This window comes from Allobosea sp. NPDC055594, from assembly GCF_053618995.1.
Genome location: NZ_JBSHIO010000015.1, coordinates 1 through 23,988 on the forward strand (window position 1 = coordinate 1; position 23,988 = coordinate 23,988).

General features: G+C 63.5%; 25 protein-coding genes, 2 tRNA genes and 4 pseudogenes. 12 read left to right on the forward strand and 19 right to left on the reverse strand.

What is annotated here, in order from left to right:
• Window positions 1-120, forward strand: a 120-nt coding sequence (locus ACWGRX_RS22420) for a DNA translocase FtsK (RefSeq protein ID WP_452119443.1), incomplete at its 5' end; no start/stop codon positions are given.
• On the opposite strand, the gene ACWGRX_RS22425 is transcribed toward ACWGRX_RS22420, so the two are convergent.
• Entirely contained in the window at window positions 117-986 is an 870-nt protein-coding gene (locus ACWGRX_RS22425; protein ID WP_291644409.1) for a LysR substrate-binding domain-containing protein, read from the reverse strand. The genes ACWGRX_RS22420 and ACWGRX_RS22425 overlap by 4 nt on opposite strands.
• Window positions 987-1,140: 154 nt before the next feature.
• Here ACWGRX_RS22425 and ilvD point away from each other — a divergent pair, with 154 nt between their 5' ends.
• The gene (gene ilvD / locus ACWGRX_RS22430; RefSeq protein ID WP_452119372.1) at window positions 1,141-2,982 is read left to right on the forward strand and encodes a dihydroxy-acid dehydratase; all 1,842 of its coding nucleotides are present in this window, start codon (window positions 1,141-1,143) and stop codon (window positions 2,980-2,982) included.
• A gap of 199 nt (window positions 2,983-3,181) precedes the next feature.
• Window positions 3,182-3,958, forward strand: a complete 777-nt coding sequence (locus ACWGRX_RS22435) for a DUF1499 domain-containing protein (protein WP_452119373.1) — start codon at window positions 3,182-3,184, stop codon at window positions 3,956-3,958.
• A 10-nt stretch (window positions 3,959-3,968) separates the two neighbouring features.
• Here the strand turns inward: ACWGRX_RS22435 and ACWGRX_RS22440 are convergent, their stop codons facing one another.
• From ACWGRX_RS22440 to ACWGRX_RS22450, 3 genes are all read right to left on the reverse strand, one after another.
• Window positions 3,969-4,916, reverse strand: a complete 948-nt coding sequence (locus ACWGRX_RS22440) for an MBL fold metallo-hydrolase (protein WP_452119374.1) — start codon at window positions 4,914-4,916, stop codon at window positions 3,969-3,971.
• A gap of 206 nt (window positions 4,917-5,122) precedes the next feature.
• Window positions 5,123-5,266 carry a hypothetical protein gene (locus tag ACWGRX_RS22445; protein ID WP_291644416.1) on the reverse strand — a complete coding sequence of 48 codons (144 nt, stop codon included), beginning with the start codon at window positions 5,264-5,266 and terminating at the stop codon, window positions 5,123-5,125.
• 351 nt (window positions 5,267-5,617) lie between these two features.
• Window positions 5,618-5,694, reverse strand: a tRNA-Pro gene (locus ACWGRX_RS22450).
• 177 nt (window positions 5,695-5,871) lie between these two features.
• On the opposite strand from ACWGRX_RS22450, the gene ACWGRX_RS22455 reads away from it, so the two are divergent.
• A tRNA-Gln gene (locus ACWGRX_RS22455) sits at window positions 5,872-5,946 on the forward strand.
• A 290-nt stretch (window positions 5,947-6,236) separates the two neighbouring features.
• Here the strand turns inward: ACWGRX_RS22455 and ACWGRX_RS22460 are convergent.
• The 9 genes and pseudogenes from ACWGRX_RS22460 to ACWGRX_RS22500 all read right to left on the reverse strand — a co-directional run bounded on the left by ACWGRX_RS22460 (window position 6,237) and on the right by ACWGRX_RS22500 (window position 13,160).
• The gene (locus tag ACWGRX_RS22460; protein WP_452119375.1) at window positions 6,237-6,545 is read right to left on the reverse strand and encodes a hypothetical protein; all 309 of its coding nucleotides are present in this window, start codon (window positions 6,543-6,545) and stop codon (window positions 6,237-6,239) included.
• 131 nt (window positions 6,546-6,676) lie between these two features.
• Window positions 6,677-7,082 (reverse strand): annotated as a pseudogene (locus ACWGRX_RS22465) (transposase); the annotation flags it as partial.
• A 181-nt stretch (window positions 7,083-7,263) separates the two neighbouring features.
• Window positions 7,264-8,046 (reverse strand): transporter substrate-binding domain-containing protein, encoded by a 783-nt coding sequence (locus ACWGRX_RS22470; RefSeq protein ID WP_452119376.1) that lies wholly within the window; start codon window positions 8,044-8,046, stop codon window positions 7,264-7,266.
• A gap of 29 nt (window positions 8,047-8,075) precedes the next feature.
• Complete coding sequence (locus tag ACWGRX_RS22475) at window positions 8,076-8,807, reverse strand: amino acid ABC transporter ATP-binding protein (RefSeq protein WP_452119377.1); 732 nt, start codon at window positions 8,805-8,807, stop codon at window positions 8,076-8,078.
• On the reverse strand, window positions 8,794-9,444 hold the full coding sequence (locus tag ACWGRX_RS22480) for an amino acid ABC transporter permease (protein WP_452119378.1): 651 nt from the start codon (window positions 9,442-9,444) through the stop codon (window positions 8,794-8,796). The genes ACWGRX_RS22475 and ACWGRX_RS22480 overlap by 14 nt, the downstream gene beginning before the upstream one ends.
• On the reverse strand, window positions 9,441-10,136 hold the full coding sequence (locus ACWGRX_RS22485) for an amino acid ABC transporter permease (RefSeq protein ID WP_452119379.1): 696 nt from the start codon (window positions 10,134-10,136) through the stop codon (window positions 9,441-9,443). Before ACWGRX_RS22485 ends, ACWGRX_RS22480 begins: the two co-directional genes overlap by 4 nt.
• A 7-nt stretch (window positions 10,137-10,143) precedes the next feature.
• A complete protein-coding gene (gene dgoD / locus ACWGRX_RS22490; RefSeq protein ID WP_452119380.1) occupies window positions 10,144-11,283 on the reverse strand; it encodes a galactonate dehydratase in 1,140 nt (379 codons plus the stop codon).
• Between the two features lie 10 nt (window positions 11,284-11,293).
• Window positions 11,294-12,466, reverse strand: a complete 1,173-nt coding sequence (gene dgoD / locus ACWGRX_RS22495; protein WP_452119381.1) for a galactonate dehydratase — start codon at window positions 12,464-12,466, stop codon at window positions 11,294-11,296.
• A gap of 7 nt (window positions 12,467-12,473) precedes the next feature.
• Window positions 12,474-13,160, reverse strand: coding sequence for a FadR/GntR family transcriptional regulator (locus ACWGRX_RS22500; protein ID WP_452119382.1), 687 nt, complete (start codon window positions 13,158-13,160; stop codon window positions 12,474-12,476).
• A gap of 191 nt (window positions 13,161-13,351) precedes the next feature.
• On the opposite strand from ACWGRX_RS22500, the gene ACWGRX_RS22505 reads away from it, so the two are divergent.
• On the forward strand, window positions 13,352-13,591 hold the full coding sequence (locus ACWGRX_RS22505) for a transposase (protein WP_452119383.1): 240 nt from the start codon (window positions 13,352-13,354) through the stop codon (window positions 13,589-13,591).
• Here the strand turns inward: ACWGRX_RS22505 and ACWGRX_RS22510 are convergent.
• Window positions 13,584-13,742: pseudogene (locus ACWGRX_RS22510) on the reverse strand (IS3 family transposase); the annotation flags it as partial. The gene ACWGRX_RS22505 and the pseudogene ACWGRX_RS22510 sit on opposite strands and share 8 nt — an antisense overlap.
• A gap of 58 nt (window positions 13,743-13,800) precedes the next feature.
• Window positions 13,801-14,133, reverse strand: a pseudogene (locus tag ACWGRX_RS22515) (DDE-type integrase/transposase/recombinase); the annotation flags it as partial.
• Between ACWGRX_RS22515 and ACWGRX_RS22520 the strand changes: the two are divergent.
• The gene (locus ACWGRX_RS22520) at window positions 14,029-14,307 is read left to right on the forward strand and encodes a hypothetical protein (RefSeq protein ID WP_452119444.1); all 279 of its coding nucleotides are present in this window, start codon (window positions 14,029-14,031) and stop codon (window positions 14,305-14,307) included. The pseudogene ACWGRX_RS22515 and the gene ACWGRX_RS22520 sit on opposite strands and share 105 nt — an antisense overlap.
• Here the strand turns inward: ACWGRX_RS22520 and ACWGRX_RS22525 are convergent.
• Entirely contained in the window at window positions 14,256-14,600 is a 345-nt protein-coding gene (locus tag ACWGRX_RS22525) for a hypothetical protein (RefSeq protein ID WP_452119384.1), read from the reverse strand. The two genes, ACWGRX_RS22520 and ACWGRX_RS22525, sit on opposite strands and share 52 nt — an antisense overlap.
• Window positions 14,601-15,017: 417 nt before the next feature.
• On the opposite strand from ACWGRX_RS22525, the gene ACWGRX_RS22530 reads away from it, so the two are divergent.
• The 3 genes from ACWGRX_RS22530 to ACWGRX_RS22540 all read left to right on the forward strand — a co-directional run bounded on the left by ACWGRX_RS22530 (window position 15,018) and on the right by ACWGRX_RS22540 (window position 18,698).
• Window positions 15,018-16,208, forward strand: coding sequence for a GntR family transcriptional regulator (locus ACWGRX_RS22530; protein WP_452119385.1), 1,191 nt, complete (start codon window positions 15,018-15,020; stop codon window positions 16,206-16,208).
• Between the two features lie 73 nt (window positions 16,209-16,281).
• Window positions 16,282-17,610: an MFS transporter gene (locus tag ACWGRX_RS22535; protein WP_452119386.1), complete on the forward strand. Its 1,329-nt coding sequence runs from the start codon at window positions 16,282-16,284 to the stop codon at window positions 17,608-17,610.
• Window positions 17,611-17,837: 227 nt separating this feature from the next.
• Window positions 17,838-18,698: a 2-keto-4-pentenoate hydratase gene (locus ACWGRX_RS22540; protein WP_452119387.1), complete on the forward strand. Its 861-nt coding sequence runs from the start codon at window positions 17,838-17,840 to the stop codon at window positions 18,696-18,698.
• A 123-nt stretch (window positions 18,699-18,821) separates the two neighbouring features.
• Here the strand turns inward: ACWGRX_RS22540 and ACWGRX_RS22545 are convergent.
• Window positions 18,822-18,947 (reverse strand): annotated as a pseudogene (locus ACWGRX_RS22545) (transposase); the annotation flags it as partial.
• A gap of 558 nt (window positions 18,948-19,505) precedes the next feature.
• Between ACWGRX_RS22545 and ACWGRX_RS22550 the strand changes: the two are divergent.
• From ACWGRX_RS22550 to ACWGRX_RS22560, 3 genes are all read left to right on the forward strand, one after another.
• Window positions 19,506-20,504, forward strand: a complete 999-nt coding sequence (locus ACWGRX_RS22550; protein WP_452119388.1) for a TRAP transporter substrate-binding protein — start codon at window positions 19,506-19,508, stop codon at window positions 20,502-20,504.
• Window positions 20,505-20,627: 123 nt separating this feature from the next.
• Window positions 20,628-21,233: a TRAP transporter small permease gene (locus tag ACWGRX_RS22555; protein WP_452119389.1), complete on the forward strand. Its 606-nt coding sequence runs from the start codon at window positions 20,628-20,630 to the stop codon at window positions 21,231-21,233.
• A 17-nt stretch (window positions 21,234-21,250) separates the two neighbouring features.
• On the forward strand, window positions 21,251-22,525 hold the full coding sequence (locus ACWGRX_RS22560; RefSeq protein ID WP_452119390.1) for a TRAP transporter large permease: 1,275 nt from the start codon (window positions 21,251-21,253) through the stop codon (window positions 22,523-22,525).
• Here ACWGRX_RS22560 and ACWGRX_RS22565 read toward each other — a convergent pair.
• Entirely contained in the window at window positions 22,476-23,042 is a 567-nt protein-coding gene (locus ACWGRX_RS22565; RefSeq protein ID WP_452119391.1) for a site-specific integrase, read from the reverse strand. The genes ACWGRX_RS22560 and ACWGRX_RS22565 overlap by 50 nt on opposite strands.
• Window positions 23,043-23,642: 600 nt before the next feature.
• Window positions 23,643-23,966 (reverse strand): hypothetical protein, encoded by a 324-nt coding sequence (locus ACWGRX_RS22570; RefSeq protein ID WP_452119392.1) that lies wholly within the window; start codon window positions 23,964-23,966, stop codon window positions 23,643-23,645.
• Between the last annotated feature and the right edge of the window lie 22 nt (window positions 23,967-23,988).

The window sequence follows — 23,988 nt, forward strand, 5'->3', positions numbered from 1 at the left end:
GGCTACAACCGCGCCGCCTCGATCATGGAGCGCATGGAGAACGAGGGCATCGTCGGCCCCGCAAACCACGCCGGAAAACGCGAAATCCTGGTGGAAAGCCTGCCCGAGCGCGAGGGCTAGCTCTCGCGGCCTTCCCGGAGCGCCTCGGCGAGGAAGCTGCTGAGCGCGCGGGCCGCGGCGCCGGGGCGTCCCGGGGCGAGATGCAGCGCGATCTCGGAAGCGGGCAGGGCGGGAAGCCCGTGCTCGGTGCCGAGCAGGCGCAGGCCGGGCCGTGCGGTGCCGGCCTTGACCACGGTCAGCGCGGCGCCAGCCGCCGCCATCGCCTCGACGGCGCCGATGCTGGAGCTGGAGAACAGGATGCGCCAGCCGAGCCCGGCCTCGTTCAGCGCCTCCAGCGCCCATTCGCGATACATGTTCGGCGCCTTCAACAAGGCGAGCGGCAGCGGGCCGGCGAGCGAGAGATCATGCCGGTCGGAGGCCGCCCAAGCGGTGCGCTCGGTGCGCAGCACCTCGCCGCGCCCGTCGCCGGCGCGCTGGGTGGCGAGCACGAGGTCGAACTCCTCGCCAAGCGCATTCATCAGATCGCGGGTGAAGCCGGTGGTGACCTCGAGCTCGACCTCCGTATGCGAGCGGGCGAAGCGGGCGAGGGTCTCGGGCAGGACGATGGTGGCGTAGTCGTCCATCACGGCAAGACGGACGCGTCCCGACACGCCCTGTGCCCTGACCACGTCGAGCGCCTCGTCATGCAGTGCGACGATGCGGCGGGCATAGCCGAGGAAATCCTCGCCGGCGCGGGTCAGCAGCACCTCCTGCGGCGAGCGCCGCAGCAGGGTCTGGCCGGCGATCTCCTCGAGCCGGCGCACTTGCGTCGAGATGGTCGACTGCGTCCGCGACAGGGCGGCGGCGGCACGGGTGAAGGAGCGCAATTCGGCGATGGTGACGAAGGAGCGCAGCAGGTCGATGTCGATGTTGCGGAGCGCCGTCACACCATTCCCTTTTCCAGCCCTCATCCTGCTTCGCGCCCGCAGCATGGACCGCGCCGATGGTCAAAATCGAATAATTCAATTTTGGCTGGTCAGCCGCGGTCGCTAGCCTTAGTCCCAAACTCTCTGTTTGAGCGTATGGGCGAAGAGGTCAAGCATGCCGAGGTTGAGATCCGCCACCACCACCCATGGCCGCAACATGGCCGGCGCCCGTGGGCTCTGGCGCGCCACCGGCATGAAGGATTCGGATTTCGGCAAGCCGATCATCGCGGTGGTGAACTCGTTCACCCAGTTCGTGCCGGGCCATGTGCATCTGAAAGATCTCGGCCAGCTCGTCGCGCGCGAGATCGAGAAGGCTGGCGGCGTCGCCAAGGAATTCAATACCATCGCGGTCGATGACGGCATCGCCATGGGCCATGACGGCATGCTCTATTCGCTGCCCTCGCGCGAGCTGATCGCCGACAGCGTCGAGTACATGGTCAACGCCCATTGTGCCGACGCCATGGTCTGCATCTCGAACTGCGACAAGATCACGCCAGGCATGCTGATGGCGGCGATGCGCCTCAACATCCCGACCGTCTTCGTCTCGGGCGGCCCGATGGAGGCCGGCAAGTTCATCGCCGAGGGCGTGCTGAAGAAGGTCGATCTGGTCGATGCCATGGTCGCGGCCGCCGACAGCAACCTCAGCGACAGCGAAGTCGAGGTGATCGAGCGCTCGGCCTGCCCGACCTGCGGCTCCTGCTCGGGCATGTTCACCGCAAATTCGATGAACTGCCTGACCGAGGCGCTCGGCCTGGCGCTCCCGGGCAATGGCTCGACGCTGGCGACCCATGCCGACCGCAAGCGCCTCTTCGTCGAGGCCGGCCATCTGATCGTCGACATCGCAAAGCGCTGGTACGAGCAGGACGACGCCTCGGTGCTGCCGCGCAATGTCGCGAGCTTCAAGGCCTTCGAGAACGCGATGACGCTCGACATCTCGATGGGCGGCTCGACCAATACCGTACTGCACCTGCTGGCAGCGGCGCATGAGGCCGAGATCGACTTCACCATGGCCGATATCGACCGGCTGTCGCGCAATGTCCCGGTGCTGTGCAAGGTCGCGCCCTCGGTCGCCAATGTCCATATGGAGGACGTGCACCGCGCCGGCGGCATCATGGCGATCCTCGGCGAGCTCGATCGCGCCGGGCTGATCGACACCTCGCTGCCAACCGTGCATGCCGCGACGATGGCCGAGGCGCTCGAGCGCTGGGACATCAGGCAGACCACCAGCGAGGCAGTGAAGAGCTTCTACAGCGCCGCGCCGGGCGGCGTGCCGACGCAGACCGCCTTCAGCCAGGACCGGCGCTATGCCGAGCTCGATCTCGACCGCGAGACCGGCGTTATCCGCGACAGGGCGCATGCCCATTCGCAGGATGGCGGCCTTGCCGTGCTCTACGGCAACATCGCGCTCGATGGCTGCATCGTGAAGACGGCCGGCGTCGACGCCTCGATCCTGACCTTCTCGGGCGCCGCGGTGATCTTCGAGAGCCAGGACGCGGCGGTCGAGGGCATCCTCAACAACAAGGTCAAGCCCGGCGAGATCGTGCTGATCCGCTATGAGGGGCCGCGCGGCGGGCCGGGCATGCAGGAAATGCTCTATCCGACGAGCTATCTGAAGTCGAAAGGGCTCGGAAAGGCCTGCGCGCTGGTCACCGACGGGCGTTTCTCGGGCGGCTCCTCCGGCCTCTCCATCGGCCATGTCTCGCCGGAAGCGGCGGAAGGGGGCGCGATCGGCCTGGTCGAGGGCGGCGACGTCATCGAGATCGACATCCCGAACCGCAGCATCAACCTGAAGATCTCCGACGAGGAACTGGCGCGCCGCCGTGCCGCGATGGAGGCCAAGGGCAAGGATGCCTGGAAGCCGGCGACGCCGCGCAAGCGCAAGGTCTCGACCGCGCTGAAGGCCTATGCGGCGCTGGCGACCAGCGCGGCGAAGGGGGCGGTTCGGGCAATCGACTGAGCGCGTCGCCCGGGCTTTTTCCGGTCGTCCCGGGCGAGCGCAGCCCGACCCGGGACCCATGCCAGAGCCTGTTCCGGCGAAGTTCAGGCTGGGATCCCGGCTCTGTGCTGTCTCGCGGCGCCGGCCGGGATGACCTACCAGGAAGCGGTGCCGAAATCGCCCGCTTGCCTTCCGCGCGGCGCTCGGCCACCTAAGAGGCATGCACCGCCGTCTCGTCTTCGAGGAACCGGTTTCGCGTGCGGCGATCTGGAGCCGCCGGCTGGCGCTGTTCGGTCTGACGGTCGTCGTGCTCGCGGTGGTGATCTTCCGCTTCGGGCAGCCTTCGGTGGAAAGGCTGGCGCCGATCGCCGGAGCCTATGTCTTTGTTCTTCTGGCCTTGCTGCTGTCGCTCGCCGCCTTCGTGCGGATCTGGCAGGACGGGCATCGCGGCATCGGCATCGCCGCCTTCGCTTTCGTGCTCAGCCTGCTCCTGCTGCTGCCGGTGGCTTATGCCGGTTTCCAACTCGCGACGCTGCCGCTGCTCAGCGACGTCTCGACCGATATCGAGGAGCCGCCGGCCTTCAGCCGCTCGCGCGTCGCGCTCGCGGCGCGTCAGGGGCTGGTGCCGCCGGACGTGCCGGCCGAGCGGCGCAAGGCGCAGCGCCAAGGCTATCCGCGCGCTTTGCCGATCGTGCTCGAGCTGCCGGCCGAGGTCGCCTATGACATCGCCCGCAAGGCTTCAGTCAATCTCGGCTGGCGGGTGCTGGAGGGCGCGGCGCCGGGGGGGCGCAGCGGCGCGGGGCGGCTCGATGCGGTGGCGCATTCGCGCGTGCTGCGTCTGGTCGACGACATCACCATCCGGATCCGGCCGCGCGCCGATGGCAGCCGGATCGACATCCGTTCGGCCTCGCGGCTCGGCGGTTTCGATTTCGGCGGCAATGCCAGGCGCATCGCCGCCTTCGACGAGGAGGTGAAGCTGCTGGTGGAGTTGCGCTGAGGCTCGGCTCTCAAGCCAATTGGTAGCGGCTCGCCAGCGCGGGCAGGGCGTCGTCGCAGAGCACGATGCCGCGCGCGACCAGATCCTCGAGCTGTGCGAGGACCGACAGCGAGGCGGCGCCATGCAGCGCCGGCGCCAGATCCAGATAGATCATCGGCACCATGGCCGAGATCGTCTCGTCGCCGGCCCGCAGCCGGTTGACAATCGCCGCTTCGCGCTGGAGCCGGTGCTGCACCAGCCCGCGCAGGAAACGCTGCGGCTCGCGCACCGGCCCGCCATGGCCTGGCCAATAGAGGCGATGGTCCGCGCCGCGCAGCTTCTCGATCGAGGCCATATAGGCGACCATCGAGCCGTCGGGCGGCGCGACGATCGAGGTCGACCAGGCCATGACATGGTCGCCCGAGAACAGCGTCTCCTCCTCGTCGAGGGCGAAGGCGAGATGGTTGGCGGTGTGGCCGGGCGTCTCGACCGCGCGCAGGCTCCAGCCCTGGCCGGAAACGGCGTCGCCATCGCCCATCACCAGATCCGGCGCGTAGTCCCTGTCGGCTGCGGCGTCGAGCGGGTTGATCTCGCCGAGCGCGAGCTCGCGGGCGGGGCGGTGCGGGCTGCAACCGACAATCGCGGCGCCGGTCGCGGCCTTGATGGCACGGCTCGCCGGAGAATGGTCGCGATGGGTGTGGGTGATGACGATCTGCTCGACGCTCTCGCCGGCGACTGCCGCGAGCAGGCTGGCGAGATGGGCGGGGTCGTCGGGGCCGGGGTCGATGATCGCGACCTTGCCGTGGCCGACGATGTAGCTGCAGGTTCCGGTGAAGGTCATCGGCCCGCCATTGCCGGCGACGATGCGGCGTACCAGCGGCGAAAGCTGCACCACCGTACCAGAGCTCAGCGCCTCGCGGTCGAAGGTGAGCGGCTCGGCCATCTCGTTGTCCGTCCTCTGTTCGCGGCTCTGGTTCATGGCTGAATCCGGAGCCGGCCGGCCCTGTGCCGCGCGCGGCCGTTCTAGAGCATCATGCCGAGAAGTGGAAATCGCTTTTCGGGCGAATCGGACGCTTTCACAAAGAGATAGATCGCCAATCGACATCCACCGGCAGGCTCGGAGGTCCGGCCGCCGCGGCGCAGGGCGCTACGCATCGGCTACCCTCGCCGAGGGGGGCGGCGAGCTCAGCCGCCGGGCTTGCTGTCGGTGCAGACCTTCTTCACCGGCTGGAGGAACATGTCGAGTTCCAGCAGCTTGCCGCAACGGTCGCAGCCGGCGAGCGTAAGCGCCAGGCCGAGGATTGCAGCGATTCGAACGATGCGCGTCATTGCCGGCCCTGCTCCGCTTGCCGGGACATAGCCTAGCGAAAGCCGGTCGGGGGCGCCACGGGGCGAAAATGCTGGAGCCGGCGCTATCTGCCGTCGAGAAATGCCGGGCCGCTTTCTGTGCCCACAGGCTACTCGCCCCTCGCGATCCTATCCGTCCTCGTGATCGCTGATCGCGTCACCTTCGGGCACGACGCCGGGGCGACGCAGCCGGCACGGAACGGGAGGTGACGGCGAGCGCCCCGAGCGCATGGCCGCCAATCAGTCGGGCGGTCATCGATCGCTGGCCTGCCCGGCAAAAAAGAAAGGGCGCCCTGAGGCGCCCTCTTAACCAGTTGACTGAACTGGAATTTTTGGTCGGAGTGGCAGGATTTGAACCTGCGACCCCCTCGTCCCGAACGAGGTGCTCTACCAGGCTGAGCCACACTCCGATCAACTGGTGGCCGGCTTATAGCCAGCCGCTTGATGCTGCGCAACAGGCAACCGACAGGAAAACGCAAACTTCTGCAGAAAGCTGAGATGGCGGCCGCCAGGGCCGAGACATCTTGTGATCGACGCCGATCCGATATTGCGCGCGCCGTCGCCGCGCTCTAGAAGGCAAGCCGCATTGGGGCGTCGCCAAGTGGTAAGGCAGCGGTTTTTGGTACCGCCATTCGGAGGTTCGAATCCTCCCGCCCCAGCCACCCAGCCCGGTTCCGTGGCTCTTCTGGTGGTTGTCTCGTAAATTCAAAGGCTTGGGCGATTTTTTGCGGTCTCTGGGCGTTGCCCTGACACCTGATATTCGAGCAATTTTGGCCTCAGTCTGCGCCAGGCGATTCGGAATGTCCGCAGCTAACTAGCTGAGACCGTTTGGTTATCCTGCGAGACCGGTTTGAGACGCGGCAAAGACAGCTCGAGGGATTGCAAGCGACCTGTCGACGGCCGCGCCGGCGTATCCGGAGCGCGGTCAGGCGGAGTGGCTTGGCGTTATTCGTCAGCCGATCAGTAAGCGTTGTTCCTGGCTGGCCCAGTCATGGGGGAGGGCGCTCGTCAGGGCGCTGAGGGTGAGGTTAGCCGGGGCGGTGCCATTGGCGATGGCCTCGACGATGTGCGGCGAGAGGCAGGCGAGCGGCAGAAGCCTGCGCAGATGGCGCTGGTCGAGGCCGGCCTGCTCGGCGAGCGCGGCAATGCTTGCGCTGCCGGCAAGCAGTTCGCCAATCCAGCGGCGCGAGCGCGCGATCCCGGCGAGCAGCGCCTGTGCCGCAGCGGGATCGAGGCGGGCGGCCCGCAGGTTCGTACGCAAGGCCCTGCCGCCGGCCGGACGGCTGCCATGCGAACGGGACGATCAGCGCTGCGTCGGTCGTCTCGGGTTCATCGCTTCTGTGCTCGATGACGAGGCGATCGCGGTGGAGCGCGATGCGGCTGACGTGTTCGGTGAGCTGCGCTGCCGTCGTTGAGCCAGGCATGGAAGCCCGAGCGCGACACATCCAGCGCTTCGCAAAGCCACGCCACCGGCCAGATCCCCGGTGCTTCGCAATGAACGTGAACCTCATGTCACGTCCTTCGCGAAGTAGGCTGCGGCCTTTTTTTGGATGTCGCGCTCCGCCTTGAGCTTGGCCACCTCCCGTCGCAGCCTCTCGATCTCAAGCTGCTCCGGCTTCATCTGGCCGTGGCCGGGAAAGGCCTGCGCAGGATCGGCAGAGAAGAGCTTAACCCATTTGCGGAGCTGGTTCTCATGGACATCCAGGTCCCGAGACGCCCGCGCCACGCTCGCTCCGCGATCCTTGATCAGACGGACCGCCTCGATCTTGAACCCACGCCCAAATCGTCTTCGCTGCATACGCCACCTCCGACTTCATGAAACACCCAATCTCGGTGTCCACGAAACCGGCAGCAGGCCAATTCTTGCGTGCCTGGCTCATCTTGGCCTGATCGAGTTCGGTCATGACGAAGCCCGGTGAGATCGCGTTGGAGGGTGGCGGCCACGAGCGGACCGCCACAGGTCTTGTAGTTGCGGAGGCCTAGAATACCGGCAGCTCAGGCAGGTCGGACTTCATCCACTGCTTGTAGATTGCGGCGAGCTTGCCGCTTTGCTTGTGGAACTGGATCCAGGTGTTGACCCATTGCAGCAGGTTGAATTCGCCCTGCCGCACGCCGATCGCATAATAGGAGTTTCGGATGGTGAACTTGCCTTCCAGCTCCTTGGCCGGATTGCGCTCGGCGATGGCGGCCGCGACATGGTCGGCAGTCGCCATGGCGTCGATCTGGCCTGCCAGCATGGCCGCAGTCACGGTGGCATCCGTGTCGAAACGGACGATATTGGTGCCCTTCGGGGCCATCGCGGTCACGTCCGTGTCCTGGATCCCGCCGCGCGTGACACCGATGCGCTTGCCGGCAAGGTCATCGATCGAGGCGATCTTGACCGATTTCGGCGCCCAAACGACGAGCTTCAGGGCGCCGTGCGGGATCGAGAAATTGACCGAGCGGGCGCGCTCGGGCGTGATCGAGAACGAGGCGATGACGAGATCGGCCTTGCCGGTCTGCAGCACAGGCACCCGGTTGGGCCCGGTCACCGGCACGAACTCGACCTCGACGCCGAGATCCTTGGCGAGCAGGCGGGCGACGTCGACATCGGCGCCCTCGGGCTGATGCTGGGCATTGTTGACGGCGAAGGGCGGGCTGCCGGTGTCGATGGCGATCAGCACCTTGCCGCGCGACTGGATGTCGTTGAGCGCATCAGCCCGCGCCGATGACACGCCGGCGACGAGCAGTGCCGCAACCGCAGCCGTCGCTAGTTTGAACATGATCCTGAACATTGTTTCCTCCCGATTTTTTATTTGAGCGTCGATTTCAGGAACTGCTGCAGTTCCGCCGTCTTCGGGGCTTCGAAAAGCTCTTTCGCAGCACCGATTTCCCAGATTCTGCCGCTGTGCATGAAGACCAGCGTGTCGGCCACACGGCGGGCGAAGCCCATCTCATGGGTGACGAGGATCATCGTCATCCCCCGGCGCGCCAGATCCTCCATCACGAACAGCACCTCCTCCGTCAGCTCCGGATCGAGCGCCGAGGTGACCTCGTCGAACAGCATCAGCTCGGGGCTCATCGTCAGGGCGCGCGCGATCGCTACGCGCTGCTGTTGGCCGCCGGACAAAGCATCGGGATAGCTGTCGCGCTTCTCGGCTAGACCCACGAGCTTCAGCATTTCGAGAGCTGTCTCGTCCGCCTGGCGGCGCGGGATCTTCTTCGCCAGCCGCGGCGCCAGCGTCAGATTCTCAAGCACGGTCAGATGCGGAAACAGGTTGTAGCTCTGGAAGACGATACCCACGCGCTTGCGCAGCTCGCGCAGGGCCGCGCCATCCTGCGTCAGGGCCTGGCCGCCGAGCCTGATCTCGCCGGCCTGGATCGTCTCGAGCCCGTTGACGCAGCGCAGCAGCGTGCTCTTGCCTGAGCCGGAGCGGCCGATGATCGCCACGACCTCGCCCTTCTCGACCTCGAGCGAGACGCCTTTGAGGACCTGGACCGAGCCGTAGCTTTTCTGGACGTCATGGATCTCAACCAGCGCCATGGAGCCTCCTTTCAAGCCAGCGGCTCAGGGCGGAAAGCGGGAAATTGATAAGGAAATAGATCGCGGCGACGGTGCAGAAGACCGGCAGAGGCTGGAAGGTCGAGTCGTTGACGAGCTGGCCGGCGCGTGACAGCTCGACATAGCCAATGATCGAGGCGATCGAGGTGTTCTTGACGATCTGCACCATGAAGCCAACTGTCGGCGGCGTGGCGCGCCGGATAGCCTGAGGGATGATCACGCGGCTCAACTTCTGAACTGGCGTCAGTGCCAGCGCATCGGCCGCCTCCCATTGGGTGCGCGGGATCGACTGGATGGCGCCGCGCCAGATATCGGCCAGGAAAGCGCTGGCGTAGAGCACGAGCCCGATAGCGGCAGCCACCAGGGTCGGCAGCCGGTACCCGAACAGGCCGAGCCCGTAATAGAACAGGAACAGCAGCAGCAGGACCGGAATGCCTTGGATAAGCTGGATGTAGGCCAGCGCCAGGAGCTTCGGGAGCCAGGGCCGGGCCGCCCGCATGATTGCGACCGGCAGGCCGAGCAAGGCACCGCCGATGAAGGTCAGGAACGACAGCATCAGGGTGACGCCGGCCGCCTGCAGCAGATAGGGGAGGTCGGTGAGAGCGAATTCGCGGATCATCGGGCCATCACCAGGGACATCAGCGCACGCCTCTGACGCGGGAACAGCACCAGACCGATCAGCGCCAGCAGCGCGCGGAAGCCGATAGCCATCGCCAGGTAGAGCCCAGCGGTCACCGCATAGACCTCGACACTACGGAAGCTCTGCGACTGGATGGTGTTGGCCGCTGAAGTCAGCTCGTCGGCCGAGATCGCCGAGGCAACGCTGGTCGCCAGCATCACCAGCACGAACTGGCTCGACAGTGCCGGATAGACGCTCTGCAGCGCCGGCGGCAGCACCACGTGGCGGAAGACCTGGAACGGCGTCAGCGCCAGCGAGACGCCCGCCTCGACTTGGCTGCGGTGCACAGACTCGATCCCGGCCCGGATGATCTCGCAGGAATAGGCGCCGAGATTGATCACGAGCCCGATCAGCGCTGCTTCGGTCGCGCCGATCCGCACTCCCAATGAAGGCAAACCGAAATAGACGATGAAGAGCTGCACCAGGAGCGGCGTGTTGCGGATCAGCTCGACATAGGAGCGCACCAGCGGGCGGACCCAGGCCGGCCCGCCGGTCAGCAGGCGAGCGGCCACGATGCCCAGCAGCATGCCCAGCACCAGCGTCGCCAGCGAGAGCTGCGCAGTCATCCAGGCGCCGTCGAGCAATTGTTCGAAACGGGCCCAGACCGGCCGGAACTGGAAGGTGTAGTTCATCGCGCCCTCACCAGTCCGCGATGGTGCCATCTTCGCGGAAGGCTTCCGGAATCCAGCTTCCCTGGGGGGTGGCGCGGGCGAAATCCTCGTTGAGATCGCAGCCAAGCCCCGGGCCCGGCGGCAGTCCGACGCAGCCATCCGCCTCGACCTTGGGCACGAAGCTGCCGAGCTTGCCGATGAAATCGGGATGTTCGTGGCGGTGTTCGAGCAGCGCGAAGGGCTGCAGGCCCGCGGCAAGATGCATGCTGGCGATCGACTGGATCGGCCCGTTGGGATTATGCGGCGCAAAGCCGACGCCATAGGTCTCGGCGAGCGCGGCGATTTTGATCATCTCGGTGATGCCGCCGGCATTGGCGACGTCGGGCTGGATGATCGCCGCCCATTGCTTCTCGAGCACCTCGCGGAAGGCAAACTTTGTGAAGAGTCGCTCGCCGACCGCAATCGGGACGACGAACTTCTCGGCCAGGCGCTGCAGCGCAGTCGGGGTTTCCGGGAGAACCGGCTCCTCGATCCAGAGCGGCTTGGTGTGGCGCACCGCTGCTTCGACCTCGACGGCGAAACCTGCCGCCAGCTTGCCGTGGAAATCGAGAGCGAAATCGCCGTCGTCGCCGAGCTCGTCGCGCACCGCCTCGCAGCAGGCGACAATCCGCCTTAGCACGGCCAGCCCCTCGACATGGTTCACCGAGGGCAGCGGGTAAATCTTGACGATACGGTAGCCGAGGTCCCGAGCGTGTCGGACGCGGCGGCGGAACTCGTCCGGATCCTCCGACAGCCCGCAATTAGCATAGAGTTTGATTCGCTTGCGGACTGCACCACCCATTACCTTGTAGATCGGCTCGCCAGCGATCTTGCCGCGAATGTCCCACAGCGCAATGTCGACCCCCGACAGCGCCGCCGTCTGGATCGGGCCGCCGCGCCAGAACGCGTGGCGATACATGCGCTGCCAGCACCATTCGGTGTCGCGTGGGTCGGCTCCGACCACCAGCTTCTCAAGGTCCTCGATGGCGCCCGCCAGTGCGTTGGGCTTGGATGGCAGCGAACATTCGCCCCAGCCGACGAGCCCGGGCTGGTCGGTGTCGACGCGGACATAGACCCAGTCCGAAAAGGGGCTGTAGGTAACGATCGGGGTCAGCTTGGTGATCTTCATCGTCTCGTCCTCACCAGTCCACGACGGTGCCGTCGGCGGTAACCGCATGCTGGGTGTGCAGGATCTCCTGCTTGTAGGGGTGAGCGGCGGCGACCTTCTCGTTCACCTCGATGCCGAGTCCGGGGGTCTCCGGCAGCTGCCAGGCACTCTTGACCCGACGCATCGGCAGGCTGACGACCTCGTCGTACCAGGGCACGGCACCGACCATTTCTTCCTGGATGATGACGTTGGGGGTGGCGAAGCCGAAATGCAGCGCGACAGCGCCCGCGATCGGGCCGAGCGGGTTATGTGGCGCGAGCCCAATACCCGCGGCTTCCGCCATTGCCGCGATCTTGCGCCCCTGCGAGAGGCCGCCGACATGGCAGAGATCGGGCTGGGCAATGTGTGTGGCGCGGGCCGAGAAGAGATGCTCGAATTCATCCAGGTGGACCAGACGCTCACCGGTCGCAATCGTGCAGGGCGAGGTTGCCGTGATCGTCTTCAGCGAATTGATCTCGCCCGGCGGCACCGGCTCCTCGACGAAGAGCGGCTTGTAGGGCGCCAGCACCTCGATGTAGCGCATCGCCGCGGCCGCCGAGGCGCAGCGGCCATGGAAATCGACCATCAGCTCGACATCGTCGCCGACGGCCTTGCGCAGCGACGCCATCAGCGCATCGACATGACGCAGGCCCTTCGCGGTCGCGGTGTAGTGCGTATAGGGGATGAAGACGACCTTGAGCGCGTCATAGCCCTGATCGATCAAGGCCAGCGCACTGTCGGCCAGAGCGATCGGCTCGAAGGTCTCGTAGACCGCGCGCATGTCGCCGAGGCCGAGATGAGTGTAGACCGGCAACTCGTCACGGACCTGTCCGCTGAGCAGCCGCCAGACCGGCTGGCCGAGCGCCTTGCCGCAAATGTCCCACAGCGCCTGCTCGATGCCGCTGATCGCCGACATTCCGATGACGCCGAGCCGCCAGAAACTCTGCTTCTGCAGGATGCGGGCGATCTGCTCGATGTCGCGGGGATCGCGCCCGATGATCAGCGGCTTCAGATCCTCGATCGTGCCGACGACGCCACGGGTCTTCCATTCGAGCGTGGCCTCGCCCCAGCCATAGAGTCCGTCCTGGTCGGTCACGACCTTGACGAACACCCAGTTCCGCATTTCGGCATTGACGACCAACGTGGTGATGTCGGTGATTTTCATGAGGCTCTCAATCTGGGCCGTTGCGTCGTGAACCCAGACCCATCGCGAGGTCGGAGGACGACTGGTCGATGATCGCCATCATGGCGGCGCTGGCAGCAGCCCCGTCCCGGGCAAGCACAGCAGCGGCCACACGCAGATGCTTTGCCGCCGAGGCGATGGCGCGTTCGGATGAGCTTGCGGAGATTTCGAAAGCGCCGAGAAGCGCGCCGGAGATCGAGCGGCCGAGGCAGATCAGGTAGTCGTTCTGCGTCGCCGCGAAGAGGGCGACGTGGAAGGCCATGTCCGCATCGTTGAATTTTGCAAGATCGTTGGCCTTCTCGTGCATTCGACGGGCAGCGGCCTCGATCGCCAGCGCCTCCTCATCTGATCGTCGTTCCGCCGCAAAGCAGGCAGCCTGAGGCTCGATCAGCCGTCGCACTTCGATCAACTGCGTTACCGCAACTGGGTTGTGGCCATCGGCGAGTACCCAGCGCAGCACATCCCGATCGAAAAGATTCCATTCCGAAGACCGGCGAGAGCGCACTCCGATCTTTTGACGGGTTTCAACCAACCCCTTGGCCGACAAGGCCTTGATCGCCTCGCGAACGGCCGTGCGACTGACTTCAAATTCGATTTCCAGGGACTTTTCGGTGAACGGGTCCGTATCGCCCGCGAGCACGGCGCAAACAACGCGCTGTCCGATCCGGTCGACCAACACATCGCCGCGGGCGCTGCGGCGTCCGGACGAGCCAAGGGTGTTCGATCTAGCATTCATAAAAATAGTATAATATGATATTATTACCTCTGCAAGCTCGTAGGAACTGTTCGCGCCCAATCATGCATTCCCGGTGAGGGCAGCTTCCAGATGTAGGCTGGTTTGATCGACGCGAGCACCCGCAGGAGCTCGTGTCGACGGCGCAAGCCATTGCGAACTGGGTCCGTCAGGCTGATCGCGATGCCAGCCTGCGCAGCGACGGCGCGACCGCTATCGAGCGCGAGGGGCTGATCCGTCTTCGCCGCGAGAGCCAGCGCCTGCGCCAGGAGCGCGATATCCTGTCAAAGGCGGCAGCCTGGTTCGCGCGGGAGAGTAAGGCGAATACCACCACTCCGTCGCTGGTCTGCCTCTCTACGACGGGCAGCCGGTGATCTTCAGGTAGGTAAAGTCAGTCTGCCAGAGCTGGTTGGGCCCCGAGGTCTTGTCCTTGAAGTCGCCCGCCGCCTTGATGGCGATGCAGGCCGGGCTGGTGATCAGATCATGCGCTTTCAGCAGCCGATACGCTGAGGCTTCCGAGACGGCGATGTCACGTAAACGGCGATCGACGCGTGGAGGGGCCAGATCAACGCCGGAGGTTAGCTCAGGCGGCGACGCTGGCTACGGCTTTCCAATGAGTGATGGCGCCGAGACGGTGGAGATGAGTGGCGAAAGCTGCACGGCTTGAGCGGGGCGGGGCGAAGAGGTTTCGGAGAACGGAGAGGATCGAGACGAAGCGTTGCAGGCCGCCCGGGGAGCGAAGGCCTTGTATGATCCGCTCTCGTTTTCGGAGAGGCAGGTGCGAGTTCTCCGCCCGGCTATTGAGGCCCGTATGAGCGCGATGCTCGATCGCCGGCATTATTTGGCGCAGGGCCGGGGCATAGGAGCCGAGTTTGTCTGTGATCATACGCCGGGGCGGGTAACACAGCTTCTTGAGAAATCCGCGATCCGGGCGGCGGTGGAGTACGTCTTCGCTCATCAGAAGAGCAGGTTCGGCCTGTTCATCCGCGCCATCGGTCGGGCGCGGGCTGAAGCGAAGCTGACGCTCGCCAACATCGCTTACAATTTCGACAGGCTGACCTTCCATGAGCGGGCTGCCGCAAGGGGATGAAGCCGTCCGAAATCACCGATCAGCCATGAAATCGGCCGCAGATGGTCGCCGATCAGGCCCCCGCAGACGCCAATCGCTCTCGCGCCCTGCGCTGCCGCCGCCTTCGCCAAAATCACCAGGTTCTTGCGGGTCTCTAGCTGACAGGCGGATGGCTCATGCCGCTCCTTCTGCAACGCGAACCGCATGCTCCTGGTTAAAGTGACGACGCCGCTTGGACATATGACGATTTCAGAGCTTGCGCTTAGATCGAGCGTCGAGCTCGACGAGCCGGTTCGGCGGTTTGAGGTCTTCACGGGTGCGGGGCGCCGTCGGGACGGGTCTGCCGAGGACAAGGCGCGGATCGTGTCGGAGATTCACCCCATCAGTTCGGCGTGTGAGAGGGTGGCGCTTCGATCGCGCTGCGACCGAAACTCGTTTAGCAGCTGCTCCGAAGCTGTTCATACAAGCCGGTACGGCTATCAATCGATACAATCTACGGCCAACACTCGTAACAAAAACTGCACTAATGACGCTTTCGTATGAATGATTTATTGCATTGACCGATTGATTGGCTGTTGCGATATTCGCCGAACGCCGAACTGGATCCGGCCTCGCGATGGAAAGTCACCAGGCGGCGCGCGGGATCGGGCGTGCGAACTGCGAGCTAAGGGCTTGCTGAGAAAACGGGGCGGGAGCTTGAGAAGAAGCGTTCTAGCGCCCCCGGCAGATCAATGCGCGCCTCGGGCATCGCGCCGCCTTCGTTCGCGCTCCGGCCGCATCCGGGGATCAGCCAATTCATCAAGACTGAAGCGATGACCTCGATCATTTCCTCAGACAGTCTCGTCGAAGATCTACGCAAGCTGGTCGCCGGCATGCCCGCCGGCGCGCGGCTTCCGACAGTCCGGCAACTGATGAGCGACTATCAGGTCAGCCAGCATTTCGTGCAGAGCGCGCTTGCGCAATTGCGGTCGGACGGGGTGATAGCAAGCCATGTCGGACGAGGGACATTCGTCACCCCCCGTCCCGCGCAAGCCGCGAATGCGAAGGGCAGAACTGTCCTGACGCTGGCCCATGACAGCCCCTACGAGCGCAGCGACGCTATCGCCTCTCTGCTCCATCGGGCCTTGATGGAGCGCGGTTGCGACTCGATGGTGCTCACCTACAGCCAGAGCTCCCAGGTGATGGACATGCTCCGCGGCGGGCGGCGCTTCGATGCCTGCATTGTCCAGCCGCGGACCTCCACCCTCCGGAGCTCCATGCTGGCGCAGCTTCGCGACCTCAGCGAGGTCGTCATCATCGAAGGGCAGGCCGCCGACGGCCTGGATGTCGATGCGATTTCCAACGACCCTGGAACCTGTGTCGAGCTCGCCCTTCGACACCTGATCCCGCTCGGACATGAGAGAATCGCCTGGGTTTCGGAGCAGAGCGACCAGAATTTCTTCAAGCTCTGCGTCCGCGCCTTCGACCTGGCAAGGAACCTGCTCGCCCAGGAGGCAGCCAGCATGCCGTCGGTCTACCTGCCGCCGAACCTGGCGGAACGAAAGGTCGAAGCCCTCGTCGGTGCGCTGCAGCCACTATTTGCCGGCGGGCGAACCAAATCCCCGACCGCGGTGGTGATATCGAGCTTTCTGGACGGCAATACCGTGCTGGAAGCCTTCGATCGTCTAGGGCTTTCGGTTCCCCCCGATGTCAGCGTCATCAAGGTGGGAACGCCGGACATGGAAAGTGACCATGTCGGCCGGCTGGCGATCATCGGGCGCCCGACCTACCAGGCTACGGACACCGTCCTCGCGCGCCTCGAATGGCGGTGGGCGCATCCGGGGCAGCCCTGCCAGACAATTTTCGACCAACCCATTCTCCAACCGTTCTCGAGCACGGCGCCGGTCACAAGCGGGACCAGAAGAAAACGCCCGTCGGGCTGACGGGGAAGGGTCGGCGGTGCCGGAAGCCCATCGAGCCGATCTGCACATGGCTATCGCAAGGGAAGGAAATCGCATGTCAGTAACGGATACGGCGTTCGACATTCAATCGTCGCGGCGCACGGCCGACAAGGCAAACATCCGCAAGGCGGTCATCGCAGCGACCGTCGGTACGGTGATCGAATGGTATGACTATGCCCTCTACGGCGCCGCCTCCGGGCTGATCATCAGCAAGCTATTTTTTCCAAACTTGACATCAACGACCGGGTTGTTGGCGGCATTCGCCACCTTCGCTGTGGGGTATTTCGCCAGGCCAATCGGTGGTGTCGTCATTTCCCATATCGGGGACAGGTTCGGACGCAAGCCGGCGCTCATTCTGACCATCGCCCTGATGGGGTTGGCGACGGTCTGCATGGGCCTGCTTCCGACCTATGCGAGCATCGGCATCGCAGCGCCGGTACTGCTCGTCTTCCTGCGTCTTCTCCAGGGTTTCGGCGCGGGCGCCGAACTCGCCGGCGCGATCGTTCTGGTCGCCGAATACGCGCCGCCGAGCAAGAGAGCCTTCTACACGAGCTTGCCGAATGCGGCGACCGTGGTCGGCGTCATGCTGGCGACGCTTTCGTTCCTGGCCATGTCCTTCCTGCCCGACGAGGTACTGCTCGGCTGGGCCTGGCGCGTGCCGTTCCTGCTGTCCGGCGTCCTGTTCATGGTCGCGCTCTATATTCGCAAGCATCTCGACGAAACGCCCGAATACGTCGCGGCGATGGAACGGGCCGAGGCGAAGCGTGAACGACAAAGCGTTCCGATGCTCGATCTGCTTCGCAACAGCCCGAAGGAGGTCCTTTTCGGCTTCCTGAGCGTTACGGGTCACAACGCCAACGCCTATATCCTGAACACCTTCTCGCTCAGCTACATGGTCAACACGGCCGGCATGTCGCGCACCGCGAGCCTGACCGCCGTGGTGGTCGGAGCATTCTTCGGGATCGTCGGCACGCCGATCTTCGCCATGCTGGCTGATCGTATCGGAAGCGCCGCCGTCTATGCCGGAGGTGCGCTTTTCGTGCTGATCTTTGCCTATCCGCTATTCTGGATGTTCGATACGCATAGCCTGGCGCTGTCGATTCTGGGCATCAGCCTTTGCTACGGAATCGGATTTGGCGCCATGGCAGGCGCGCAGGGGGCATTCCTCGCCAACCTGTTCCCCACCCGTTATCGCTTCTCGGGATTGGCGATGACCCGAGAGCTCAACGGCGTCATCATTGCAGGTCCGACGCCGCTCATTGCCGCCTACCTCGTTGCCGCCGCGGGCGGAAAGCCGATCTACGTCGCCACCTACCTCATGCTGTGCTGTGCGGTGACGATCCTGGCGGTCTATGCGATCAAGAAGCGCTCCATTCATGAATGACGACGCGCCGACATTGATGCGCTTCCGCCTCGCCGCGGCCTGAATGTCGGCGCGGGGGCGCCTCGGCAATGATACCGCGGAATAGCGGCGTCGGCCCGGCGGGACATGCCCCCACCGCCGTCTTCATCGTTCAGCCGGTCCTCCAGCGCGCCCTGCGCGATGACCTGCACGACAATTCATTGAAACAGAGAGAGAAAGTTGTGACGTCAGTACAAGAAAGCCCCTCGTTGACCGAGGTCGGGCGGCCGATTTTCGGCGCCACCCTTCCGGGCTGTGCGACACCCTGCGCCCGCCAGACGCCGCTGACCGACGCTGAGGTGCACGAAGTCGTCGAGCTGTTGGCGAACGCACGCGAGCGCCGGGCGACGATCGAGCTTCCGGAGCGGCTGAGAACGCGGCATTGGGACAGCATCACCCGGATCGTGCTGGAACTCGACACCCGCCGAGGGCTGCCCCCGATCGGCTGGAAGATCGGTGCCGCGAGCGAGACCGTACGTCGTGCCGAAGGCTTGCCCTACCCGTCGCCCGGCCGGCTCTACAAGGGCAACGTGTTCAAGAGCGGATCGACGCTGCCACCTGAACTGTTCATCAACTACCGCAACAACGAGTGCGAATTCGCCTTCATCATGGACAAGGAGCTCGTGCCGCGTTCCACGCCCTACACCGAGGAAGAGGTGGACCAGGCGATCGGTTGCATGGTTCTGGCCATGGAGATCGGCGATACCGTCTTCCCCGACTGGTATGGGGTGAGCGGCTATCTGGGGTCGTGCCTGGACAATGGCGGCGGCGCCGCGATCGTGCACGGTGATCCCATTCCGGACTGGCGCAAGCTCGACCTGCCCAATACGCGCATCGACCTTTATCTCAATGGCACCTGGGTGAAATCGGGTACGGGCGAGGCGGCGATGGGGCATCCGCGAACGTCGCTGACCTGGCTCGTCAACTGGCTGAACTCCCGGGGCATTACGCTGGCCGCAGGCGAGATCGTCAGCACCGGAACCTGCACGGGCCACTGCTTCGCCGCTCCCGGCGACGAAATCCGGGCGGTTTTTGAGGGGGTTGGCGAGGTGACAGTCGACTACGCGTGAGCTGAGGCAGGAAAGCCTCAATCGAAGCATAGAGGTTTTCCCATCCTGCGCTGGCTAACAGCCAGCGCAGGATGGGCGTCGCTATGTTAGCTTTGACATGGTTCTGGGGAGCATGGCCGGGCTGACACGTTCCTGATACCAACGCGACAGCGTCGAACCCGGCTGGTAGCGCAGCCACAGCCATGCGGCCTGAACCATTGTCGTGCGCAATCTCGGATTGCCGGACTTCGAGACGCCCTGCTCGCGATTATCCAGACACGCCAGTAACGCCGGCATATTGCCGCCTGGCACCGAATGTCGCGACATCTTCTCGCTGCCCGGGGTGTTCAGTTCTCTCCGACTGACCCGGGCACACTGAAATACTCCGACCAGCTCAAAATTTGGGATCATCTAACCCTCCAGCTTGAACCCGCCCTTCTTTGTATGCAAGAAAGACTGCCGCCTAGCGCGCTATAGGTGTCAAACTGATTGACGTCCTGATTCTTGCATGCAAGCTTGCGAAGTGCCTTGCAAGGGATTGATGGAAACGATCGGGCCATCTGCGTGCCTCCCATCGGACGGGATGCCAATGAGCGGGGAGCGGGGACGCCATGATTTCACGTGTTGAATGCGCCTCGACGCTTGGGCAGCGTTCCATGGCTCGACGACTGGATGCGTTTTCGGCTGTGATGGCGGGCTCCACGCGCTCATTGTGAAGAGGCTTAGCGCGAGAGGCAGCTGCGTCTCACCGAATTGCCAACAATCAACGAGCTCGGACCGCAGCGCTGGACAATAAGCAAACAACGCAACGCCATGGGGGAAATGATGATGAGGAAGCGCGACGTATTGAGAGCAGCAGCTCTGGGAGTGGGCCTTTCGCTTGGTCTGGCGCTGCCGGCCCAAGCGCAGGTTACGATCCGCTACGCGCATGTCGGTTCGGAGGGCGATATCCAATACTGGTATGGTGAGGAGTTCGCCAAGCGGGTGAAGCAGCGTACCGAAGGCCGGGTCCAGGTTCAGGTCTTTCCAAACTCTCAGCTCGGCGGCACTCAAGAAACGATCGACGGCGTCCGCAGCGGCGCAATCCCGCTTGCGCATCACGAATTCGCCTCGCTCGCTCGGCTGTTGCCGGAGATCGCGGTCTTTGCGGCGCCGTTCAACTATCGCGACGGCCCGCACGCAATGGCCGCGACGGATCCGGCCAAATCCGAGGTGATGAAGGAGCTTTCCGACAAGCTTGTCGCCCAGGCCAATATCCGCATCATAGGCCGGCTCTATCGTGGCGCCCGGCAGATGACGGCCAAGATGGCCGTCTATTCGCCGGCCGATCTCAAGGGCCAGCGCTTCCGCGGCGTGCCTCTGCAGCTTTGGACTACGATGATCAAAGGAATGGGTGCCGTACCTACGCCGGTCGAGGTTGGCGAACTGCCGACGGCGCTGATGACCGGCATGGTGATCGGGCAGGAAAATCCGCTGACCATGATCAACGCCAATAAGCTCTACGAGGTGCAGACGCATGTGATGCTGACCAGCCACATGCAGAACGTGCTGCCGGTTTTCATCAATGAAAAGACCTGGCAGTCGATCCCGGAGAAAGATCGCGCAATCCTCACGGGCGTGGCGGCTGAACTCGGCGACGAGACCCTCAAGCTAGGCCAGGCCTCCGAGGTTCAGCTCATCGACGAGCTGAAGAAGAAGGGTATGAAGTTCATCACCGAGAGCGACGGTCTCAAGGTCGAGGAGTTCCGCAAGGCTGTCGGCGCTCAGGTCTTGGTCGATTTTCCGACCTGGGGGCCGTTTATCGAGCGGATCTCAGCCGTGAAGTAACCGGGTGGCGATTCCACCGAGACGTCCGGCGCCTAGCTGCCTGGACAAGCACCTCAGAGCCGGCCTCTCCGGCTGGCTCGACCGCTTGCCGCACTCCAGTTGCCTCCCTGCGAGACCATTTGCATGACGAGCATGACCACCTCTCCGGATGCTTCCGTTACGTTGCTCGCCGTCGACAGCCGCGCCTATGCCGTCGACCGCGCTGTAGAGCCCCTGCGCTGGGTTTTTCGCTGGGGCAGTCTCGTCATGCTGGTGCTGATGGTACTGCTTCCTTTTTTTCAGGTGATCACGCGCGAAATCATCGGGAATCCGGTGATAGGACTCGATGAACTGGCGCGCTACATGTTGATCTGCACAGTTTTCATTGCGTTGCCCTGCGTAGTGGCCGGCGGCGCGAATATCCGCATGGAAGAGATCTTGTTGCTCTGTCCAGTGCGGTTCATCCGTGTCGCCAAGATCCTAACTGCCATCGTCGTGGTCGCCACCTTTGCCACGGCGACTGTGGCGACAGCGGTAGCCATTACGAAAAATCTCGACAACGCCACGCCGACACTGGGAATGCCGTACTGGCTGTTCTTCGGCGCCGCTCTCATCAGTTTCGGCATGACGACGCTCGAATGTGGCATCCAGCTGTTCAAGGTCCTGCAGGGCCGACCAATCTACATCACCTTTCCGCAGGAACAGGAGCCAGAAGAAGAGCTCAACCTACCTGAAGACATGAAGATCTGACGGAGCGGAGCGAGCTCATGTCCATTGCTGTCGTCCTGGCCTTTATGGCCTTTTTCATTCTCGGCTTTCCTGTCGTCGTCGCGATCGCGGTCCCAGCGCTAATCTATGTTCTCGTAGCCGGTTTCCCGATCGAGTTGATTGCGCAGCGCATGACCTATGCGCTCGACAGCTTTCCACTCGTCGCCGTGCCGGTGTTCATCTTTGTCGGCAGCCTGATGAACCAGAGTGGCATCACCAGCGATATCTTTCGCTTCGCCCACACCCTGGCCGGCCGCGTCCCTGGTGGATTGGCGCAGGTCAACGTCCTGGGGTCACTAATCTTCTCAGGCACCTCCGGCGCGGCACTCGCCGATATCGGTGGCCTGGGTCGCATTGAGGTGCGCGCCATGGTTAATGTCGGCTTCACCCGCGCTTATTCCGCGGCGATCACCGGCGCTTCGGCGGTAGTCGGGCCGATCTTTCCGCCTTCGATTCCGATCATTATCTACGGCTCCGTCACCAGCGTCTCAATCGTTCAGTTGCTTGTCGCAGGCATCGTGCCGGCGCTGCTCTATGTTGCGCTGCTGATGGGCACCGTCGCCTGGCTGGCGTTTCGTTACAATCATCCGCGCGCGAAGGCGTGGCCGAGCCTGCGAGAGGTTTGGCGTTCTTTCCTGCCGGCGGCCCCTGCGCTGCTGACGCCGGTCCTGCTGGTCGGAGGCATGCTGTTGGGCGTTTTTACGCCCACGGAGGCTGCCTCGGTTACGGTCGCCTACATTCTGCTGATCACGATGGTATTCTATGGCGGGATCAGTTGGGCGCGCCTGCGCTTTGCGTTGTTCGACACGGTCAAATCGACATCGGCAGTGCTGATCATAGTGTCCGCCGCCTCTTTGTTCGGCTGGATCCTGACGATCGAGCAGTTGCCCCAGACCTTCACCCGCACGATCCTTTCGCTCTCGACCGAGCCGATGGTCCTGCTGCTGATCGTCAATTTGCTGCTGCTAGTTGTGGGCATGTTCCTTGATAGCACCACCGCGACGCTGCTGGTGGCGCCGCTCGTATCCGCGCCCCTCGTGATGGCAGGCGTCGACCCAGTGCATTTGGGAATCATCTTCATCTTTAACCTGATGATCGGATTGTTGACGCCACCAATGGGGCTGGCGCTCTTTTTGCTGGCCGACATAGCCAAGGCACCGATGCCGGCAATCTTTAAGGCGCTGATGCCGTTCTATGTGCCGCTGTTCCTGACGCTGGCGATCATTACGCTTGTCCCCGAACTCTCACTTTGGCTGCCCAAGATGCTGCGCTGACGGAGAGGGCAGCCGCGCGCTCGGCCCCGGTGATGTTCTCGCATGTCTTGCCGCCCGCAGCAGGGCAGGGGACGCCCCGCAGCGTTTGGTAGCGCCGCTGCGCATACGAGTGCCGGTGACCGTGCATGTTGCGGATGCCGGCGCCCCAGGTGGCATTCTCGATCGCGTCACGGGCTTGTTTGTAGGTCATGCCGGCCGCCATCTGTGAGCGGTCGCCGGGTGCGTCGTGGATTTCCTGCAGGAGATGGCGCTGCCGGTCGTGGACGAGCGGGATAGCTCGAGCCCTGCCGCCTTTGCACCAGCTGGCCTGCAGCGCCAGAAAACTGCCCTGGTCGGCCGAGCCCGGGCGAAACCTCAAAGACTCCTCGAGGCGCATGCCAAAGGCCATTTGCATCCGGACAGCTAGGCGCATCCATCCCGGAAGCTTCGTCAGCGGCTTGGCGGAAGTTGTGCGCGCCTTATCGGTTCCTGACGGCTGGCGTCGGGGAATACCAATCTCGCCGTTATCACGGGGCAAAATGCTGGTTTTCCGGGCTATGTGCGGGGCAGGCAGCCGTGGTGAGAAGAAGCCTAATGGCGTCAGTAAATGTATATATCAAGGACGTGATTGGCGCTCTCCTGGCGCGATCTAGGTCGAGATGATTCGGCAAGATCTAGTCGCTACATAATTGAATTGTGCTTTTAAATGTCGACTTTGACGGCGGCGATGACCAGAAAATTCACAATAATATGCTCAAATGCTAAGTAAATTGTGCAACAAGCGATTGCGCTTAACTTGAATTATGAGTTAAATTTATTTAAAATAATACATCCAACAGAAGTTCGAGATGCAAATTAGACGAGTAATTTTGGCTTAAATACTTCTCATTATTTTATTGATATCTTATAGTCAGCGATAATTATATTTTCGAAATTGCGTCTCTCTTGTATCTAGATAAGTAGAGAGATCGTCGATCTGCGCCGGCGGGCCTCGACAACCTGCTTCCAGCCGTCCTGGCCCCTCGAACTCCTGAATGGCGAAATCCAGTTCAGGTATTGGCTCCGGGTAGTTGCTGAAGATGCCGTCCACCATTTCGGTGGCGACATCGTCCAGGCTGTAGAACCTAAAACTGGACAGTTAGAGATTGCCGACGTTGTCGCCGTAGTTGTTCGCCTTGGTCTTCAGGTAGGCGACGAACAGTTCCTTGTCGGTCGTCGCAGTGGTATTCGTAGTCATCATGTCCCTTTCAGGCTTGTGACCGCAGGTGGAAGCGCCTGTCTCGCTGCGCTGCCGGTTCGGGCGTCGAATCGACGCCCGAACCGGCAGAATCTCGATATTGGGAAGCGCGCGGTACACGCGGACGCGCTTGGCGCTTGAGCGCGATGCTGCGGGAACGATGTCGAGCCACGGGCTTTCATTCTTCGAAAGCCCGGCTCCTCGGTCAATTGCTGGCGTCACCATGCCCGCCTCAAGAGGCGCGCTC